This is a genomic window from Roseateles sp. P5_D6 (genome assembly GCF_054049415.1).
In genome coordinates, this window is the sequence record NZ_JBFUMK010000041.1 from 1 (window position 1) to 20,188 (window position 20,188).

General features: G+C 67.1%; 16 protein-coding genes. 11 read left to right on the top strand and 5 right to left on the bottom strand.

The window, feature by feature from the left end; all coding sequences use genetic code 11:
- From ACXJKM_RS29610 to ACXJKM_RS29620, 3 genes are all read right to left on the bottom strand, one after another.
- Positions 1 to 578 (bottom strand): ATP-binding protein (locus ACXJKM_RS29610; RefSeq protein ID WP_457356618.1); only part of this gene is annotated, 578 nt, incomplete at its 3' end.
- Positions 579 to 630: 52 nt separating this feature from the next.
- A complete protein-coding gene (locus tag ACXJKM_RS29615) occupies positions 631 to 1,911 on the bottom strand; it encodes a sensor histidine kinase (protein WP_457356619.1) in 1,281 nt (426 codons plus the stop codon).
- Positions 1,908 to 2,642 (bottom strand): response regulator, encoded by a 735-nt coding sequence (locus tag ACXJKM_RS29620; RefSeq protein ID WP_457321392.1) that lies wholly within the window; start codon positions 2,640 to 2,642, stop codon positions 1,908 to 1,910. The genes ACXJKM_RS29615 and ACXJKM_RS29620 overlap by 4 nt, the downstream gene beginning before the upstream one ends.
- 145 nt (positions 2,643 to 2,787) lie before the next feature.
- Between ACXJKM_RS29620 and ACXJKM_RS29625 the strand changes: the two genes are divergently transcribed.
- The 7 genes from ACXJKM_RS29625 (at position 2,788) to ACXJKM_RS29655 (ending at position 9,613) form a co-directional block, all read left to right on the top strand.
- Positions 2,788 to 3,234, top strand: a complete 447-nt coding sequence (locus ACXJKM_RS29625; protein ID WP_457321390.1) for a DUF2147 domain-containing protein — start codon at positions 2,788 to 2,790, stop codon at positions 3,232 to 3,234.
- A complete protein-coding gene (locus ACXJKM_RS29630; RefSeq protein ID WP_457356620.1) occupies positions 3,231 to 4,358 on the top strand; it encodes a cytochrome c biogenesis protein/redoxin in 1,128 nt (375 codons plus the stop codon). Before ACXJKM_RS29625 ends, ACXJKM_RS29630 begins: the two co-directional genes overlap by 4 nt.
- A 7-nt stretch (positions 4,359 to 4,365) precedes the next feature.
- Positions 4,366 to 5,205 carry a diaminopimelate epimerase gene (gene dapF / locus ACXJKM_RS29635; protein ID WP_457321386.1) on the top strand — a complete coding sequence of 280 codons (840 nt, stop codon included), beginning with the start codon at positions 4,366 to 4,368 and terminating at the stop codon, positions 5,203 to 5,205.
- On the top strand, positions 5,202 to 5,912 hold the full coding sequence (locus ACXJKM_RS29640) for a DUF484 family protein (RefSeq protein ID WP_056205335.1): 711 nt from the start codon (positions 5,202 to 5,204) through the stop codon (positions 5,910 to 5,912). Before dapF ends, ACXJKM_RS29640 begins: the two co-directional genes overlap by 4 nt.
- Complete coding sequence (locus ACXJKM_RS29645; protein ID WP_457321384.1) at positions 5,909 to 6,832, top strand: tyrosine recombinase XerC; 924 nt, start codon at positions 5,909 to 5,911, stop codon at positions 6,830 to 6,832. Before ACXJKM_RS29640 ends, ACXJKM_RS29645 begins: the two co-directional genes overlap by 4 nt.
- Positions 6,829 to 8,352 (top strand): hypothetical protein, encoded by a 1,524-nt coding sequence (locus ACXJKM_RS29650; RefSeq protein ID WP_457356621.1) that lies wholly within the window; start codon positions 6,829 to 6,831, stop codon positions 8,350 to 8,352. Before ACXJKM_RS29645 ends, ACXJKM_RS29650 begins: the two co-directional genes overlap by 4 nt.
- Before the next feature lie 79 nt (positions 8,353 to 8,431).
- Complete coding sequence (locus ACXJKM_RS29655; RefSeq protein ID WP_457356622.1) at positions 8,432 to 9,613, top strand: class I SAM-dependent rRNA methyltransferase; 1,182 nt, start codon at positions 8,432 to 8,434, stop codon at positions 9,611 to 9,613.
- Positions 9,614 to 9,668: 55 nt separating this feature from the next.
- On the opposite strand, the gene ACXJKM_RS29660 is transcribed toward ACXJKM_RS29655, so the two are convergent.
- The gene (locus ACXJKM_RS29660) at positions 9,669 to 10,739 is read right to left on the bottom strand and encodes an NF038122 family metalloprotease (protein WP_457356623.1); all 1,071 of its coding nucleotides are present in this window, start codon (positions 10,737 to 10,739) and stop codon (positions 9,669 to 9,671) included.
- Positions 10,740 to 10,825: 86 nt separating this feature from the next.
- Positions 10,826 to 11,296 carry an Lrp/AsnC family transcriptional regulator gene (locus ACXJKM_RS29665; RefSeq protein WP_056205325.1) on the bottom strand — a complete coding sequence of 157 codons (471 nt, stop codon included), beginning with the start codon at positions 11,294 to 11,296 and terminating at the stop codon, positions 10,826 to 10,828.
- Between the two features lie 132 nt (positions 11,297 to 11,428).
- On the opposite strand from ACXJKM_RS29665, the gene glmS reads away from it, so the two are divergent.
- The 4 genes from glmS to ACXJKM_RS29685 all read left to right on the top strand — a co-directional run.
- Positions 11,429 to 13,288: a glutamine--fructose-6-phosphate transaminase (isomerizing) gene (gene glmS / locus ACXJKM_RS29670; protein WP_457356624.1), complete on the top strand. Its 1,860-nt coding sequence runs from the start codon at positions 11,429 to 11,431 to the stop codon at positions 13,286 to 13,288.
- A gap of 732 nt (positions 13,289 to 14,020) precedes the next feature.
- Positions 14,021 to 14,710, top strand: coding sequence for a FadR/GntR family transcriptional regulator (locus tag ACXJKM_RS29675; protein ID WP_457356625.1), 690 nt, complete (start codon positions 14,021 to 14,023; stop codon positions 14,708 to 14,710).
- Positions 14,711 to 15,329: 619 nt separating this feature from the next.
- Entirely contained in the window at positions 15,330 to 16,991 is a 1,662-nt protein-coding gene (locus ACXJKM_RS29680; RefSeq protein WP_157282203.1) for a hypothetical protein, read from the top strand.
- A 141-nt stretch (positions 16,992 to 17,132) separates the two neighbouring features.
- Positions 17,133 to 20,188: TonB-dependent receptor (locus ACXJKM_RS29685; RefSeq protein ID WP_457356626.1), on the top strand; the 3,056-nt coding region annotated here is incomplete at its 3' end.

The window sequence follows — 20,188 nt, forward strand, 5'->3', positions numbered from 1 at the left end:
CGGCTCAGCGGCGCCCGGCTCAGCGGCGCCAGGCCGACGCTGCGCGCGCCCTGGCCGGCCAGGCCCGCGAGCGCCGCGCGCAGCGGGTGGGCCGGGCCCAGTTCACCGCCCCGCCAGCTCAGGCACAACAGCACCCGGGTGCCGGCGATGCGCCGGGCCAGGAAGCGCAGCAGGTCCAGCGTGGCGCCGTCGGCCCAGTGCAGGTCCTCGAACACCCAAACCCGCGGCCGGCGCGTCAGGCGCGCCACCTCCAGCAGGGCGGCAAACAACTCGGCGGCCGGTGCGCTGCGCCGCAGCAGCGCCGCGATCTCACCGGGTAGTCGCGGCAGCATGTCCAGCAGCGGCCCCAGCGGCAGCGGCGTGATCAGCGGCTCGCAGGCGCCCCAGGCCCAGTCGATGGCGCTGCCGCCGGCGCGTTCCGCGGCGCGCAGCAGCCGCGTCTTGCCCATGCCGGCATCGCCTTCGAGCAGCACGCAGCGGCCCTGGCCTTGTGTCGGGTCGGCCAAGGCGGCCAGGTCGGCGCGCAGGCCGGCCAGCGCGGCATCGCGCTCCAGCAGCGGCGGCTCGGGCAGTGGCATGGCGCCAAGCTTGCGCCGATTTGGCGGTCGCGCGCTTCCTCAAGATGCAGGGTCAGCCCTCCTTAACCGGCAGGCTCAGCCGCGCCTCCAGGCCACCACCCTCGCGCGGCAGCAGTTCCAGCGTCGCGCCCAGCGCCTGCGCGAGGCGCTGCGCAATCGCCAGGCCCAGGCCGGTGCCGCCGCTGGCGCGGTTGCGCGAGGCCTCCAGGCGCACAAAGGGCTCCAGCGCGGCCTGGCGCTGATCGGCCGGGATGCCCGGGCCGCGGTCCAGCACGGCGATGTGCAGCACGCCGTTGGCCGGCGTGACGACCACCTCCGCCGCGCCGGCGAACTTGACCGCGTTGTCGATGAGGTTGCCGACGACGCGGCGCAGCGCACGCGGCCGCGTCGTGAACGGTGCCAGGGAGGAGGGCGCTTCCAGGCTGACTTGCTGGCCCGCGTCCTGGCCGTCGCAGACCAGGCCGTCCAGCAGCGCGATCAAGTCGATCGGCTGCGGTGCCTCCTCAGCGGCATGCGCGCTGGCCGCGTAGTGCAGGCCTTCGGCAACGAGGCCGCGCATCTCGTCGATGTCGGCGAGCAGCTTGTCGCGCGTGTCGGTCTCGGCCAGCAGTTCGCTGCGCAGGCGCATGCGCGTCAGCGGGGTCTGCAGGTCATGCGTGACGGCGGCGAGGATTTCGGAGCGCTCGCGCAGGTGCCCGGCGATGCGGGCCTGCATGGCATTGAAGGCGCGCGCTGCGGAGGCCACCTCGCGCGGGCCTTCTTCGGGCAGCGGCTGGGCGGCGAGATCGGCGCCGAGGTCATCGGCGGCATCGGCCAGGCGGCGCAGCGGCCGCGTCGCCAGCCTGACAGCCGCCGCGCCGCACAGCGCCAGCACGGCGATCTGCGCGACCAGCAGGGCCAGCGTTGCGCCGGACAGCTTCAGCCGTGGCGGCTGGGCGCGCAGGGTCAGTGCGCTGCCGTCAGCCAGCTTCAGCGCGAACACCAGCTCGCCATCTGGCCTTGCACCCGCCGTGCCGATTCGCGCCGAACCCAGCTCCCTGGCCAGCGTTTGCGTGAGAGACAGTGCCAGCTCGTCAGCTGCCAGAGCGTCCTGCGGCGCGCCGAGTTCGTAGCGGTAGTTGGGCCGCGCCAGTCTCGGCAACCAGGCGGCACGCTCGGCCTCGGGCAAGCGGTCCAGCACGGCGACGGCCGTGGCCACATCGCGGCCGAGGTAGGCGTTGAGCATGCGGCCCATCACCTCGCCGCGCTCGGCCAGCCAGGCCAGGCTGGCCAGGCCATAAGCCAGCAGCAGGCCGGCGATCAGCAGGCCGGCGATGCGGCTGGCCAAACTCATTCCACGGCCTCGACATCCGCGCAGAACACATAGCCCTCATTGCGCACCGTCTTCAACAGCCGGGCCTCCTTGGCATCGTCACGCAGGCGGCGGCGCAGGCGGCTGACGAGCAGGTCGATGGAGCGATCAAAGGGGTCGGCGTCACGCCCCTGCGTGAGGTTGAGCAGCTGGTCGCGGCTGAGGATGCGCTGGGGGTGGTCCAGCAACGTGCGCAGCAGGCGGTACTCGCCGCCGGTCAGCGGCACCAGGGTGCCGGCGCCGTCCAGCAGATGGCGGGCCGCCGTGTCCAGCACCCAGTCGTTGAAGGCCAGACGCCTGGCCTGGCGCTGCGGGCTTGTGCGCGGTGGCAGCTGGCGGGTGCGGCGCAGCACGGCGCGGATGCGGGCCAGCAATTCGCGCGTCGCAAAGGGCTTGGCGAGATAGTCGTCGGCGCCCATCTCCAGGCCGAGCACGCGGTCGGCCTCGTCGCCGCGCGCCGTCAGCATCAGGACGGGCAGGGGCTCGACCTCGCGTGCGCGGAGGTCGCGGCACAGCGACAGGCCGTCCTCGCCGGGCAGCATCAGGTCGAGCACGACGAGGTCGATTGGCTCGGCGGCCAACACGGCGCGCATCTCCCGGCCCTGCGTCGCCGTGCTGACGCGATAGCCCGCGGCGCGCAGGTAGTCGGCCAGCAGCGTGAGCAGCTGGCGGTCGTCGTCGACGAGCAGCAGATGGTCGGGGCGCGGGTCCATGGCGGCCACGATAGCGGACGGGACCCGCTGTTTTGTATCGCTCTTTGTCTGCGCGGCCGGCGCGTGTCCACCGGCGACACATCGACATCGCGGTGATACCGCTGCCGTCTGCAATGGCACCTCCTTCACTACTGACGAGGTGCTCATGCGAAACCTTCTGCTGATCCTCCTGCTCGCGGCCGGTGCGGCCCGTGCCGATGCCGACCCGCGTGGCCTGTGGCTGACGGCCAGCGGCAACCTGGAAGTGCGCGTCGCGCCCTGCGGCGCGGCCCTGTGCGGCAAGGTGGCGCGCGTCATCGCCAACCAGTCGATGAGCCGGCCCGGCGAGGCGATGGCGGCCGATGCCCAGCCGGCCCAGGAGGGCATGGACATCCTCAGCGACTTTCTGCCCTCCGAGCGCGAGACCCAACCCGATGGCCGCAGCGCCGTCACCGAATGGCGCGGCCGCATCTTCAACCGCGAGAACGGCAAGACCTACGACTGCCTGATGTCGCTGGGCCCGACCGGCGAGCTGAAGCTGCGCGCCTATGTCGGCCTGCCGTTGTTCGGCAGGACCCAGGCCTGGCAGCGTGTGCCGGGAGCGTCGCAATGAGCGCCGTGCTGCCCGTGGCGGCTGCGTTCGGTGCCGGCCTGGCGACCGTGGCCAGCCCCTGTGTGCTGCCGCTGTTGCCGGCGCTGCTCGGCAGCAGCCTGGGGCCTGCCGACCGGTGGCGGCCGCTGCTGGTCGTGCTGGGCTTTGTCGCGTCCTTCAGCGCACTGGCCCTGGCCTTTGGCGCCTCGGCCAGCGTGCTGGGCCTGTCGGCCGGTGCCTTGCGCGATATCGCGGCCGTGCTGCTGCTGGGTTTCGGCCTGCTGCTGGTCTGGCCGGCGGGTTGGGAGCGGTTGTCGCGCCCGCTGGGCCGTGTGGCCGACTGGGCCCAGCGCTTCGGTCATGGTGGCGGGCGGCTTGGCGCCCTGGCACTCGGCGCCAGCCTGGGCGCGCTGTGGACGCCCTGCGCTGGCCCGGCCCTGGCCAGCATCCTGGCCTTGGTCGCCAGCGCCGGTGATTCGCAGCAGGCGGCGGCCCTGCTCATTGCCTACGCCGTCGGCGCCGGCGGGCCGATGCTGGCCGTGGCCTATGGCGGCCAGCGCATCGCGCAGGGCCTGCGCGCCTGGTCGGGCCGGTTGCGCCGGGGGTTGGGCCTGCTCGTCATGCTGATGGCGGGGGCCAGCCTCGCCAATGTCAGCTCCACCTGGGTCGCGGCTCTGGCCGGGCCGGCCGAGTCGGCACAGGGCCAGGTGATTGGCAAGCCCGCGCCCGAGATCGCCACCACGGGCGCCTGGATCAACAGCCCGCCGCTGACACTGCAGGCCCTGCGCGGCAAGCCCGTGCTCGTCGACTTCTGGACCTGGGACTGTGTGAACTGCTTGCGCAGCGTGCCGGTCATCGAACGCCTGCACCAGCGCTATGCGGCGCGCGGCCTGGTCGTCATCGGTGTGCACACGCCCGAGTTCGCCCATGAGCGGCCGCTGGACAGCGTGCAGGCGGCGGTGCGGCGGCTGGGCCTGCATTACCCGGTGGTGCAGGACAACGATTACCGCGTCTGGAAGGCCTTTGAGAACCGCTACTGGCCGGCCGCCTGGCTCATCGATGCCAAGGGCCGTGTCGTCTATCGCCACGAGGGGGAAGGGGGCGAGGCGGAGCTTGGAGCTGCCATAGAGAAGGCCTTGCGATAATCCCCTCATGAGATTGCGCTTCACCAAGATGCACGGCGCGGGCAATGACTTCGTCGTCATCGACGCAACGAAGCAGCCCTTCGCGCTGACCCCCGAGCAGATGCGCCTGCTCGGCGACCGGCGCTTTGGCGTCGGCTGCGACCAGATCCTCGTCATCGAACCCAGCCAGGACGCCGGCGCGGACTTCCGCTACCGCATCTTCAACAACACCGGCAACGAGGTCGAGCATTGCGGCAACGGCTCGCGCTGCTTCGTGCGCTACGTCGTCGATGTCGGGCTGACGGACAAGCGTGAGATCCGCGTCGACACGATGAACCGCCGCCTGCTGCTGAAGCTGCAGGACGATGGCCGTGTCACGGTGGACATGGGCGCGCCGGTGTTCGAGCACGCCGCCCTGCCATTCGATGCGAGCGGGCTCAAGCCCCATCTCGTGAACGGCTTCGAGCTCTGGCCCGTCGAGGGCGTGGAACTGGCCGTGCTGTCGATGGGCAACCCGCATGCGGTGCAGCGCGTTGACGATGTCGAGACGGCGCCGGTGCTGACCCAGGGCCCGCTGATCGAACACCATGCGCGCTTTGCCAAACGCGTCAACGCCGGCTTCATGCAGATCCTGAGCCGCGACCGCATCAAGCTGCGCGTTTTCGAGCGCGACGCTGGCGAGACGCTGGCCTGTGGCACGGGCGCCTGCGCGGCCGTCGTCGCCGGCATCCGCGCCGGCTGGCTGGACGAGGCCGTGGAAGTGCAGACGCGCGGCGGCCTGCTGCGCATCGAATGGGCGGGTGGACAGAACCCGGTGCTGATGACCGGCCCCGCAGTGAAAGTTTTTGACGGAGAGATCACGCTGTGAGTTCCAACCCGGCCGCTGACGCGGTGCAAGGCATCACCGAAACCGACATCGCCAACTACCTGGCGTCCACTCCCGGTTTCTTCGAACGCCACGCGGCGATGCTCGCCAGCGTGCAGCTGCAGCACCCGCATGGCGCACGCGCCGTGTCGCTGCAGGAGCGCCAGGCCGAGATGCTGCGCGACAAGATCAAGGGCCTGGAAATGCGCATCATCGACATGATCCGCAACGGCCAGGACAACGTCACCATCGCCGACCGCCTGCACCGCTGGACGCTGGCCGTCATGCGCGCGGTGGGCACGCCGGAGCTGCCCCATGTGCTGCTGGCCGAGCTGCGCCACCAGTTCATGATCCCGCAAGCCGGCCTGCGCTTGTGGGGCGTCGCTCCCGAGCATGAGGCCTCGGAGTTCGCCGCCTCGGTCAGCCCCGACGTGCGCAGCTTCGCCTCCAGCCTGAGCCAGCCCTATTGCGGCGTGAACTCCGGCTTCGAGGCGGCACGCTGGCTGGGCCTCAGCGAGAGCGGCGGCACGGCGACCTCGCTGGCCCTGATCCCGCTGCACCAGCCCAGCGCCAACGAGGACAAGCCCTTCGGCCTGCTGGTGCTGGGCTCGCCCGATCCGACGCGCTACACGGCCGAGATGGGCACCGACTTCCTGACCCGCGTCGGCGAGATCGCCAGCGCTGGGCTGGCGGGCTTGCTCGCTGCATGATGGAGTTGGCGCAGGACTTCACGGAGTTCTTGCAGCACGCCCGCGTGCAGCAGCGCCTGAGTCCGCGCACGCTGCGTATCTACACCGATGGCCTTGAGCGCCTGCAGGCCATGCTGGCTTCAATCCCGATCGACGCCCGCCAGCTCAACATCGCCCAGGCGCGCCGTCTCGCGGCCCTGTTGCATCGTGAAGGCCTGGCGCCGAAGTCCATCGCGCTGCTGCTGTCGGTCTGGCGCAGCGCCTACCGCTGGCTGGGCCTGCAGGGCCGCGTCACGCTCAATCCCTTCGACGGCCTGCGCGCGCCCAAGGCGCCCAAGCCTCTACCCAAGGCGCTGGGTGTAGACGACGCGGTGCAGCTCGCCGCCTACGCGCCCGAGGTGGCGGCCGACCCGGTGCTGGAGGCCCGCGACCGTGCCATGGTGGAACTGCTCTACGGCGCCGGCCTGCGGGCGTCCGAGCTGACAGGGCTGGATGCCCAGGCCAGCGGCCAGGCCGCTGGCTGGGTCGACCTGCAAGCCAATGAAGTGCATGTGCTGGGCAAGGGCGGCAAGCGCCGCAGCACGCCGCTGGGCCGTGCAGCGGCCGAGGCACTGCGCACCTGGCTGGCGGTGCGGCCCCAGGTCGTGGCGGCTGGCGAGGCGGCGCTCTTCGTCGGCTCTCGCGGCCACCGCATCGCCGGCTCAACGCTGCGCGCCATGCTCAGCGCTCGCGCCGTCGCGGCCGGCAGCCCGGCCCATGTCCACCCGCACATGCTTCGGCACAGCTTCGCGTCCCACCTGCTGCAGTCCAGTGGTGACCTGCGCGCGGTGCAGGAGCTGCTGGGCCACGCCCACATCACGACGACCCAGGTGTACACGCAGCTGGACCACCAACACCTGGCGCGCATCTACGACGCTGCGCACCCCCGAGCCAAGAAATGAGATTCCAAATCACGGCTTTGGCCGCGTTGGCGGCCCTGTTGCCGGCCACGACCTGGGCCCTTCCCGACGACGCGCCGTTCGCACGCGTGCAAACGGTGCGCCCGGCCGCGGTCGAGGGTAATTGGACCAAGATGAAGATGCCCGACGGCGGCCGCACGGCCTTCGCGTCGATCAGCTACATGATGGCCTTGGACGAGGATTGGGGCTTCGGCCCCGGCGTCTACGGCGCGGCCAAGGGCAACTACGGCGGCATCTTCACCGTCGGCTTCACGGGCCAGCGGCGCTGGCGGCTCTCCGGCGACACGCATCTGGCCGCCAGCCTCTACGTGGGCGCTGGCGGCGGCCTGTCCAATCAGCAGCTGCGCTTCGGCGGCGGCCTTATGCTCAGGCCCGAGCTGTCGCTGCGCACCGAGGTGGGCGCCTGGTACACGGGCGTCGGCATCTCGCAGATCCGCTTCCCGAGCGGCAATGTGAAAAGCGGCGTGGGCCTGAGCTTTTCCCTCGGTCGATCGCTGGGCTTCCCCAGCTTTTCGCCGGACGATGCCGGCCGCCCGGGGCGCGCGACGCAACGCACGGGCCTGGGCTTCGACGAGATTGCCTTGACGGGCGGCTTCGAAAAGCCTCGCTCCGCCAGCCGTGACCGCAGCGGCAACCCGCTGACGCGCCGCATCGGCAAAGCCGGCGGGGAGCTGAGGCAATACATCGTCGACGGCAGCTGGTGGGGTATCGAGGCCGCCGGCGCAGCCCAGGGCGGCGCCGACGGCTATATGGAAGTGCTGGGCAACATCGGCCAGGACTGGGCCCTGTTCGGCACACCGCGGCTGCGCGTGGGCGGCCAGCTCGGCGCGGGCCTGGGTGGCGGCGGCACGCTGGACACCGGCAGTGGACTGCTGCTGCGCGCCGGGCCGACGCTGCGCTGGCTCACGCCCTGGGGCCCCAGCGTGCGCCTGGATGCCGGTTTCACCTATGCGTCCAGCGGTTCCTACAGCGCGCCATACGTGCGTGCGGTGCTGGCGATGCCGCTGGACCGGTCTCCGGTCGCATTTGGCGACGACACGAGCAACGGCATCGTGCGCGTGCAGCAACTCGGCGCCAGCGTGCTGCATCTGCCGCGTGTGCGCTTCAAGGACGGCCGACGCGAGGCGGTCAGCCATCTGGCCGTCAACATGTCGCGCGAGTTCACGCCGTATGTCTATGGATCGGCGTTGGCGGGCAGCGCGGCAGCGGGCAGCGCCGGAGCCTATTCCTTCGGGCTCGTCGGCCTGGGCTTGCAAAGCGACCCGCTGTGGTGCGGGTTGCGTGTCGGCGCGGAATGGCTGGTCGGCGCAGCCGGCGGCGGCGGCGTGCGGGTGGGCGGCGGCGCCGTGACGCAAGCCGAGCTGTGGGCGCAATGGCGGATCGGCGAACGGCTGCGGCTGCGCACCGGCCTGGGCGAGTTCCGCACCATGCGCGGCAGCAGCCAGTCCACGCCCGTGGTCCACGTCGGCCTGAACTACGCCTTCGGGACGTTGCAGCGATGAACAGTTGCCCCCACGCGCCCACACGTCGTGTGGCCGCTGCCCCCCGAGGGGGCGCTTTTCATCTTGGGACGGCCCGGCGATGAAAAAGATCACCCTGCGCGCCGGCAAGGAGCGCTCGCTGCTGAAGCGCCACCCCTGGGTGTTCGAAAGTTCCATTGCTCGCGGCGGCGCCGACGCCGGCGAGACCGTGCGCGTCGAGTCGGCCGACGGTGCCTTCCTGTGCTGGGCGGCCTTCAGCCCGCAGTCGCAGATCCGCCTGCGCGCCTGGAGCTTCGACGAGGCCGAGCGCATCGATGCGGCCTTCTTCAAGCGGCGCATCGAGCAGGCCGTGGCAATGCGCGCGCGGCTGGCCATCGCGTCGGACGCCTGGCGCCTGGTGCATGGCGAGGCCGATGGCCTGCCGGGCCTGGTCGTGGACCGCTATGGCGACACGCTGGTGGCCCAGTTCGGCAGCACCGGCGTCGAGCGCTGGAAGGCCGTCATTGCCGACGCGCTGCTGGCAGCGACCGGCCTGACACGCCTGTATGAGCGCTCCGACGCCCAGGCCCGCGAGTGGGAGGGCCTGCCGGTGCAGACCGGGTGGCTGCGTGGCGATGGCGAAACGGCGCTGACCATCCGTGAGCACGACTGGCGGCTGACGCTGGATGTGGCCGAAGGCCACAAGACTGGCTACTACCTCGACCAGCGCGACAGTCGCCGCCGCTTTGCCGACGCGGTGAAGCAATACGGCTGCAAGAGCGTGCTGAACTGCTTCAGCTACACGGGCGGCTTTTCGGTCGCGGCGCTGGCCGGTGGGGCAAGCGAGGTGGTCAGCGTCGACTCCTCCGGCCCGGCGCTGGAACGCGCCAAAGCCCATGTCGAGCTGAACGGCTTCGACGCGAGCCGCCACCAGGCCTGGGATGCCGACGTCAACGCCACGCTGCGGCGCTGCCTGGCCGAAGGCCGGCGCTTCGACGCCATCGTGCTCGACCCGCCGAAGTTCGCGCCCACGGTTGCCCACGCCGAGCGTGCCGCGCGCGCCTACAAGGACATCAACCGCCTGGCCTTCATGCTGTTGAGTGAAGGCGGCCTGCTCTACACCTTCTCCTGCTCGGGCGGCATCTCGCCCGACCTCTTCCACAAGATCGTGGCCGGCGCTGGGCTGGACGCGGGCGTGGACGGCTACATCATCGAACGCCTGTCGGCCGCGGCCGACCACCCGCAGACGGTGTGTTTCCCGGAAGGGGACTATCTGAAGGGCCTGGGGCTGCTGAAGCGCTGAGCTCGGGCAAAGAAAAAGCGGCCTCGCGAGGCCGCTTTGCATTGAGCGCGCAGGTTCAGTCGCGCTTGCGGCGGCGCGCCATGCCGATGAGGGCCAGGCCGGCGAGCAGCAGGGCGTACTGGCTCGGCTCCGGCACTGCAGCGGCAAGGTCCCAGCCGATGGCGTCGAAGGCCATCAAGTCGCTGACCGTGGCGTCATACGACTGGCCATTGCCGACGAAGGGACGCATCAGCGTGACGACGCTGGTGCCGAAATGGCTGGCCTGCTGACCGTTGCCATGTTCGAGACCGGTCGAGAAAGGCTGGACGGACGACAGGCCGCCATTCACCGAGAAATAGGGCGAGCCGCCCAGCGTCACGTCGCGCTGGCCGGCGGCGGAGTAGCGGAACATGTCCAGGGGCGTGTACCAGGGGGACACCTCGAACTCGTTGGGTGCCCCGGACAGTCCGCATTGGGCGGTATGGCCCACGCAGAAGTCGATGGAATCGACGCCCGATGCGAAACCGAGGGCGTGGCCAATTTCATGCTCGGCCACGGTGATGAAGTCGACCTTGTTGGATGGCACACCGCCGTTGGCGCGGGTGAAGGCGAAGCTGCTGGCGAAGCCATTGGCGAATTCAATGCGTGCATCAGGATTGCTGGCGTTGGTGCCAGGATCCAGGCCCAGGGCCTTGAGGTTGGCCGTGTTGACGACGAACTGCTTGTTGTTTGTCGAGCCGTCGTTGTCGAGGCGGGTCGTCAGGTCGCCCTGGGTGGCCAAGAAGCTGAGGCTGGAACCGGCCGGCAGGCTGGCGACGGCGAGGGCATCGGTCACCGACTTGGCATCGGTCGCGAGGCCACTGCGCAGCGAGCCGTAGTCAAGGACCGCCCGAGACGAGCCGGTCGACCCCAGGACGTTGGGGGCCAGGTCGCTGAAGGCGATGTTGACGTAGACGGTCACGTTGTCGGTGAGCTTGCCCGACCAATAGTTGGCCGCGGTCTGGAAGGCGCCCAGTTGCTCGGCAGACATCTTGGTCGTGCCAACGTCGTTCAGCACGATGTTGAGGGCCTGGGCGCTCGGGGCCAGGCCGGCGAGGCTCAAGGCCAGCGCGAACGCGGCGGGGCGGAAAGACTTGCGGGAAAGCATGGAAGGCTCCGGTCTGGGGGGCGATCCAGGATTCTGTCGGCCCGGGAGCGTGGTTTGCCCCCGGGCTCGCGGGGGGTCATATGAAGTTAGGGGGATGGCAGTCCGATTCGCGTCTCGAACTTGGCCCGCTTCACGCTGAAGAAGGCCTTGATGTTGCGCACATTGGCATCTTGGGTCAGCAGCCGTTGGGTGAACGCCTGGTAGGCCGGCATATCGGCCAGCTGCACGACGAGCACGAAGTCCGGCCCGGGCGACACCCGCCAGCACTGTTGCACGGCCGCCTCCTGCACCGCCCGCGCCTCGAAGGCATCCAGGTGCTCGGCGCCCTGGCGGTCCAGCGTGATCTCCACGATGGCCGACAGCCCGGCCCCGAGCTTGTCAGGCGACAGCAGGGCCACCTGGCGTTCGACGATGCCGGCCTCGACCAGGCGCTTGACGCGCCGCAAGCAAGTGGCAGGCGACACGGCGACGCGCGCGGCCAAGTCCTGGTTGCTCAGCGATGAATCCGTCTGCAGGGCCTCCAGCAGACGCAGGTCGATTGCGTCTAAATCAGTCATTAATGTTGAATATTTGAACGAATATTTCTCAGTGGGTGGATCGGGAAATTTTCCTTCATTTTTTGAGAAATTTCGCACCCATTCGCCACGGCGGTCTCCCTACGATGCACGCATTCCCCAACGGAGACCTCCATGTGCGGCATCGTCGGCGCGGTCAGTCAGCGCAACATCGTTCCCATCCTCGTTGAAGGCCTCAAGCGCCTCGAGTACCGCGGCTATGACTCGTGCGGTGTGGCCGTGCACCAGGACGGCGGCCTGAAGCGCGCCCGCAGCACGTCCCGCGTGGCCGAACTTCAGGCCGTGGCCGACCAGGACGGTATCTCCGCTGGCACCGGCATCGCCCACACGCGCTGGGCCACGCATGGCGCACCGGCCGTGCACAACGCCCACCCGCACTTTTCGCCCGGCCCCAATGCGGGCGTCGAGAGCACAGGCCGCATCGCGCTGGTCCACAACGGCATCATCGAGAACCACGACGAGTTGCGCGCCGAGCTGAAGTCGCGCGGCTATCAATTCACGAGCCAGACCGACACCGAGGTCATCGCCCACCTGATCGACCACCTCTACAGCGGCGACCTGCTCGACGCCGTGCAGCAGGCCCTGCCGCGGCTGAAGGGTGCCTATGCCGTGGCCGTGTTCTGCCGCGACGAGCCGCACCGCGTCGTGGCCGCCCGTGAAGGCTCGCCGCTGGTACTCGGCGTGGGCGAAAGCGAGAACTTCGTTGCTTCCGACGCGATGGCCCTGGCCGGTGTGACCGACCAGATCGTCTACCTGGAAGAGGGTGACGTCGTTGACCTGCAACTCGGCCGCTACTGGCTCAGCCGCCTGGACAAGACAACGGGCCGCTATCAGTCAGTGGAGCGGGAGGTCAAGACCGTGCACGCCCACAGCGGCGCTGCCGAGTTGGGGCCGTATCGCCACTACATGCAGAAGGAAATCTTCGAGCAGCCCATGGCCATCGCCAACACGCTGGACGCGGTGACCGGCATCAGCCCGGAGCTCTTCGGCGATGGCGCCTATGGCATCTTCAAGGAGGTCGACAACGTCCTCATCCTGGCCTGTGGCACCAGCTACTACTCGGGTTCCACGGCCAAGTACTGGCTGGAGAGCATCGCCAAGATCCCGACCAGCGTCGAGATCGCCAGCGAGTACCGCTACCGCAGCAGCGTGCCCAACCCGCGCACCCTGGTCGTCACCATCAGCCAGAGCGGCGAGACGGCCGACACCATCGCCGCACTGAAGCACGCCCGTTCCTTGGGCATGAAGCACACGCTGACCATCTGCAATGTGTCCACGAGCGCCATGGTGCGCGAATGCGAGCTGGCCTACATCACCCGTGCCGGCGCCGAGATCGGCGTGGCCTCCACCAAAGCCTTCACGACCCAGCTTGTCGGCCTCTTCCTGCTGACGCTGGCCCTGGCGCAGACGCGGGGCCACCTCAGCGAGGCCGACGAGGCCGAGCACCTGAAGGATCTGCGCCACCTGCCCGTCGCCGTGCAGGCCGTGCTGGCCCTGGAGCCGCAGGTCATCGCCTGGAGCGAGGAATTCGCGCGCAAGGAGAACGCGCTGTTCCTCGGCCGCGGCCTGCACTACCCGATCGCGCTGGAGGGTGCGCTCAAGCTCAAGGAAATCAGCTACATCCACGCCGAGGCCTACCCGGCCGGTGAACTGAAGCACGGCCCGCTGGCCCTGGTGACGGCCGAGATGCCGGTGGTGACGGTGGCGCCCAACGACGCGCTGCTGGAAAAGCTCAAGAGCAATATGCAGGAAGTCCGCGCCCGCGGCGGCCAGCTTTATGTCTTCGCCGACGGCGACACCGCCATCGAAAGCGAGGCCGGCCTGCACGTCATCCGCATGCCCGAGCATTACGGCGAACTCAGCCCCATCCTGCACGTCGTGCCGCTGCAGCTGCTGGCATATCACACGGCCTGCGCGCGGGGAACGGACGTCGACAAGCCACGTAACCTGGCAAAAAGTGTGACTGTCGAGTAGGCGCGTCGGTGCTGTTGACGTGTGTTCTGCGCCATTAATGTCTGAGACACGGTAGACGAAGGGGGCGGCAAGCGCCCTTTCCTTTTCTCAGCGCGCTCACTCCTCGTATTGACTGGCGGCTGATAGAACTGCCGACGTAGGTGTTGCCGACCAGGCACCAGGCGCGGGCTTAACTGCCGCCAACAACCGCTATGCAGCGATAGCCGTGTACGCCGACACGTGGACCCCGCGGCGCCGATGGGTTTCCCCTAATTAGTTTGACGGCCGATCGAACTATGATGGCTGCGCGGCATTGCCGAAATTATTTTTGCCGATTGATTCGGCGCCGAATCAAGCCCAATGAGATGGTTTTAGAGCGGAACCAGCAGCGTACAGCGCCGGTTCCCACCGCCAGCCGCGTCCAACGCCCCCTTTTGTCAGTCGGACCAGCCCATGTTTGACCTCACCCTCAGTGCCCGGCTGGCCATCCCGCATGCCCTTGGAGGCGTCGTGCGCGCCTCAGGCGCTAGTTCTGGGGCTAGGAGCGGCGACGTGGAGGGCCGCCCCGAATTCCATTCCCCGCCACCCATGGGCTGGACTGGATGGGACTCAACCACGGTAACCAGGCACGCCGAGAACTCGACGGAGTGGTGTCGCTGCAGGTTCCGCGGTTTGAGCAGCTGCCAGTTATTTCAGAAATAGGAGTTCAGGGAGGCCATGTCATTTCATCATCGAGGCGTCGAGACCCGTCGCTTGTACGAGCAGATCGCCGATCGGATCAGGGCGCTGATAGAAGCCGAGGGCCTGGTGGAAGGCGCACGGCTTCCCGGTGAACGCGATCTGGCCTCGCTACTCGGTGTGTCGCGGCCCTCCCTCCGTGAAGCGTTGATCGCGCTGGAGATAGACGGGCGCATCGAGATTCGCGGCGGATCGGGCATCTACGTCTGCCCGTCTGGCCGTCGCAGCGACACTGCTGCGCTGAGCTTGGGGGACAGCCCGGAGGAACTGCTTCAAGCGCGAGTTGTACTGGAGAGCGCTGTGGCCACGCTCGCCGCCGCTCGCGTCAGTACGTTAGGGCTGCATCGTGTCGAGGAGGCTCTGGAGGCGATGCGGGATGGGCTCGCCAGAGGATATAGGCCAGTTGAGGCTGACCGACGATTTCATCTCAGCATCGCCGAACAGGGCGGGAATTCCGTGCTGGTCGGAATGGTCGGTGCGCTGTTCGACAGTCGGCACAGTCCGATTTCAGCGCAGATGAGTGCGCGCGTGGAAACGAAGCACAGTTGGCAGTCTGCCCTGGACGAACATGAGGCGATCCTGCGGGCGCTCAAATCGCGCAATCCGCAAGCTGCCGCGGCGCAGATGTGCCATCACCTGCAGTCTTCCCATAGACGCTGGATCGGCGAACCCACCGAGCCTTCCATCGAAGCGGCGCTCGCATGAGAGTGATCTCTGCTTCGGCGCGAATGGAGGGTCGGTCGGGCTCGGGTGATGGCGCGCCCCGAACGGAATGCGGGCCCTGCGGTGGCGATGGGTTTCCCCTAATTAGTTCGATGGTCGATCGAAATATGATGCTCGCGCGGCACTTGCCGCAATTATTTTTACCGATTGATTCGGCGTCGAATCAAGCGCGATTTGGTGACTTTGGAGAGAAAACCAGTCCCGTACGGGCTGGGGTCCTCTGCCACCGGCCACGTCCAACGCACCTCGCTTTTCAGCAGGACTCAGCCCATGTTTGACCTCACCCTAAGCCCCCGGATGGCCGAACCGCGTGCCCTTGGAGGTGCCGTTCGCACCTCGGGCGGTGGTTCTAGGGCTAGGACCGGCCATGTGAAGGGCTGCCCCGAATTCACATCCTCCGCCACCGTTCGGCTGGGGTGGATGAGACCCAACCACGGTGAACAAGCACGCCGATGGGGGGCTTTTTTACTCGGAAATAGTTCGTTCAACGCCCGAACCAAATGGCTTGGGTTCGGCGAGACGGGCCCGAGCTCAAGGAGCGCTCTCGCTGCAAGTTCTGCAGTTGAGCAGCTACCAGTTATTTCAGAAAAGGAGACAGAACGTGACGAAAAAGTCGATTCCACACGCCAAGAAGTTGACCGCTGTAGCGGCATGCGCTTTTTTGGCCGCCTGCGGGGGCGGAGGGGGCGGAGATAGTGGTGGAGGGTCTGAGGGGCGCTTCCAGGCCATCAGCTTCAAATATCCGGGCGGCAACACCTTGTTGAACGGCCCGACCGCGTTGTCCGCAACAGCCACTTCCGGGTTGCCGGTCAGCTTCCGTACCGGCACGCCCACCACCTGCACGGTGGCGGACAAACAGGTGACCCTGGTGGCTGCAGGAGACTGCCTGGTCATCGCGAGCCAACCCGGCGGCGTTGGCTCGGACGGCACCGTATGGGCTGCTGCAGACGATACGAGCCAAGTGTTCGTCGTGTTGAAGCATGCACAACGCCCGCTGGTGCCGGTGGGCATCGTTCTGCGCGGAGCGGCTCCCGTCAACATCACGCTGCCAGACAAAACTGACGCTGGCATGCCGGCAACCTACACGGCGACGAAGACGCCCGAGGTTTGCACGGTCAGCGGCACGACGCTGAAAGTCCTGCAGCAAGGGTTCTGCACGCTTGGGGTGACGGCGGCGGAAAATGACTCATACACAGCCATGCCCGAGGGGCAGGCCTTCATTGAAATCGGCGCCTTGCCGCCCGCGGTGGTTCCGTTGGGCGGCGCGACTCAAACAGTCGTGCTGGGCACGGTCGATGCCAATGGCAACGCCCTGACGTACGCAAGCACCACGCCCACGGTTTGCACGGTGGCCGGCAATGAGCTTCGTCTGACCGCCAAGGGTAGCTGCGCGGTGACCCTGTCCAGCGCAGCGGGCACTTCTGAGAAGCTTCAGGTGCTCGCCGACCCGCTGTTGGTGTCTAGTGGGTTTGCGCCAGGCAGCAGCGTCGGCTGGACGGAGTCCTACAGAACCTGGCAAGGCGGTCGTGTGTCCGTCAACCCCTGGAGCAGCACTCTGGCCGCGGGCTGGGAGCGGTGTAACGCCAATGCCGACGATGGCACAAGTGTGGAGAACTGGTGCTACAGCAAGGTCTCCGACGACGGGTTGTCTCTCGTTTCTTCACTGCACCTTCCCGAGAGCAGGTGGACCCCGGGTAACTGGAATTACGGCTTCAATCGCATCGACATCTTCTCGCCTTGGACCATCGGGTTCAAGACGGATGACGACACCCTCAACGGGCTGAAGGTGACCAACGAGAAGACGCTCAACTTCACCCTGGGCGTCAATGCCGAGCTCTTCGCGGCTGCGAAGCCCATCGTCGTGCACCTGGATCTGGGCAAGAGCAATAAAAACAATTGCAACGTCGCTCTGAGCACCTTGGTGTGGGTCCCGAAGGCGGGGATGGTCAGCTACGCCGTGCCTCTGGACAACTTTGCGGTCACTGAGTCGTGCGGCCTGCCGGACATCACCAAGGCTTCGCTGGACGACGATGTGCGCAAGCTGCCGAATCCGTATGACAGCACGGGCGCCCCCGTCAACGAAGCCGCGTTCAAGGCAGCCCTGGACAAGCTTGCGGCCTCGCGTGCCTCGGCTGCGACGCTGCTGAAGTCCTCCACCGTGGTGCGCACGCGCTTCTGGCTGATGGACATCAACTTGGACAACAAGACCGACGGCATCACTGCCTCCGACTTGACCCTCAAGGGCCTCATCTACTTCCAATAACCCAGTTCGCGCGCGGCGTCGCGTGCCGGTGGCCGGTCTCCCGTGTTGATCGGGCAAGTGCCACGGCATCCGATGCCGAGAAGGCGAAGCCGCCCACACGGGCGCGCTGCCGCCGACTCATCGAAGGAATACGGAGACACCATGAAAAAACAGTTCCGCACCACGGCCATCCATCGCGGCATGGTCCACATGATGCTGCTGACCGTCGGCAGCGCCGCAATGGCACAGACGGCGGCTGAAAAGCCGGCAAACCTGGAAACCGTCGTCGTCACCGGTCAGCGCGCAGCGCTGCAGTCGGCGCAGAAGATCAAGCAGAACGCCGAGGAAATCGTCGACTCGGTCGTCGCCGAAGAGGCCGGCAAGCTGCCGGACAAGTCGATCACCGAAGTGCTGCAGCGCGTCGTCGGCGTCGTCATCGACCGCAACAAGTCGCGCGGCGACCCGGAGCACTTCTCCGTCGAAGGCTCGGGCATCAGCGTGCGCGGCCTGAGCTGGGGCTCGTCGCTGCTGAATGGCCGCGAGTCATTCTCTGCCGGGTGGCCGGGCCGCGAGCTGAGCTGGGGCGACATCCCGCCTGAGCTGATGGCCGGCGTGGACGTCTACAAGAACCCCTCCAGCGAAATCATCGAAGGCGGCGTCAGCGGCACGGTGAACCTGCGCACGGCCTTGCCCTTTGACTACAAGGTGACCAAGGCCTACATGTCGGCGGGCAACAACTACGTGCAGCGCTCAGGCAAGAATTCGCCCAGCCTGTCGGGGCTGTACACCACGCAGTGGAATACGGACATCGGCCGTGTGGGCGTGCTGCTGGATGTGTCCTACAACCACACCAGCTTCCAGAACGAGAGCCTCCAACTGGACGCCTACTACCCCCGTACCGACCTGATCGAGGGCAAGGTGGCGTGGGCGCCGAAATCGGCCTCGTTCCGCAACAACACCGGCGACAACGAACGCGCCGGCTTCTACGGCGCGCTGCAGTGGAAGAAGGACGGCATGGACTCGTCGCTGACTTATTTCGTGTCGGGCACACGGGAGACGGGCAGCGAGCAGGGCTTCTACACCGGTATCGAGAACGCGTACAAGTCGAAGATCGACCCCGCGACAGCGAAGTACGACGCCAACAATGTGCTGCTCTCGGGCAAGTACACCTATCCGACCGGGCCCGGGGCGAACGACTTCGAGGCTGGCGGCCTGGGCTTGCAGATCACGCGCGGCTGGAACCAGACCACCTCGAAGACCGGTGAACTGGCGTGGAACTTCAAGTGGGCCGTCAACGACAACTGGCTGCTGCAGAACGACGTCCAGTGGGTTCACGCGAAGAACGATTCGGTCGGCCGCAACCTGCAGTTGGGCACTTTCGCGCCAAGCATGGGCATCGACGTGTCAGGAAAGGGCCCGTTGCGCCTCGAGTTCGACCAGGCCGCCACGGATTTCCTGGCCGATCCGAAACACTATTACTGGAACCTGATCATGCCGAGCGCCAGCAAGGCCGACGGCGACTTGTACGCATGGAAGGCAGACGCGCGATACCGTTTCGAGGACAACCCCATCCTGCGTGACATCCGTGTCGGCGTGAGAGCCACCTACCGCGTGGCGCGCCGCTACGAACCCACGGGCAATGGGTGGAGTTCCATTGCCGAACCCTGGGACGTCAAGCAGAACGTCGTACCCGGTCAATATCCCCCAGACAACGGCCAGGGGGGCCGGCGCCCAAGCTTCGCGTACCTGAAAGATGCGAAGTACCAAACCGTCCCGGTCGAAGTGTTCAACTTCGGCAGCTTCTACGGGGGCAAGGCGGGCTCGCTGCCGAACATCGTCATGCCGACGGTCAGTGCCGTGCGCGACTATCCGAACACATACGGCAAGTTGCTCAACGACTACCGCTACCAGCAATGCCTGGACGCCAAGGCGCAGTACCCAGGCGTGGAATGCGACTTGAAGAAGGACTATCAGAACTTCAAGGAGCTGGTTTACGACAACGACCCGTCCAAAACCAGCACGCACAGCGAACAGACCGATGCCGTCTACGCCACGCTGCGCTTTGGCTTCGACGATTTGAAGTTCCCGATCGAAGGCAATGTCGGCGTGCGCGCCGTGCTGACCCACGACGTCTCGCACGGCTACACAGTTTTCGATCGCAAATACGACTCGAATACGCCGCCGCACCTGCCGCACTTCGACCAGATCAATCAACCGATCGACGTGCAGAACGAGTTCTTCAAGGTGCTGCCGTCGCTCAATCTGAAGATGAACTTCACCGACAGGTTGCAGGCGCGCCTGGCAATGGCCCAGAGCATGAACCGACCTGGCTTCAACCAGCTGGGTGAGTACATCAAGCTGTTCCAGAACTACGACGAGCAGAAAGGGACGCTCACCTACACCGGAGAGAACACCGGCAACGTCAAGCTCAAGCCGATCACGGCCAACAGCTACGACCTGGCGCTGGAGTGGTACCCGCGCGACGGCCAGTCCATCACGGGCACGGTGTTCCATAAGGATGTCAAGGACGTCATCATGAACAGCGTCTACAGCCGTGCCTACAACACCAACACCGGCACTCCGCAGCTCTTCGCGATCACCGGGCCGGACAACGTGGGCAAAGCCAAGGTCAGCGGTCTGGAGGTTGCGGGCATGACCTACCTGGACAAGCTCGCGTTCCTGGAAGGCGTGCTGCCGGAGTGGGCCAAGGGCATCGGCGTGTCGGTCAACTACACCTACATCGATGCCAAGCAAAGCCTGTACAAGCAGATCTACAACCCCTACTGCGATGCAGGCAGAGCGACGACGAATGGCACGCTGCACCTGTTCGGCTGCGACACGAACGGCCTGCCGTTCACTGATCTGCCGCTGCCCTACATGGCCAAGAACGCGGCCAACTTCGTGCTGATGTATGACCGCGGTCCGCTGTCGGCGCGGCTGGCCTACAACTGGCACAGCCGCATCCTGCAGGCGGCGGATGCCAATGGCACGCGCGGCGACGACGCGACGAGCGCGGACCCGTCGCGCCCAGGTGCCCGGGATGTGGGCTGGGGCCTGCCGGTATGGCAGGAGGCTTTCGGCCAGTGGGACGCCGGCGTCAACTACAGGGTCACCGACGCGCTCGGCGTGTCCCTCAACGTGACGAACCTGAACAACGTCATCGTCCGCCAGACGCAGCAGCAGCACATCGGCGTGATGGGACGCGCGTGGTTCTATCC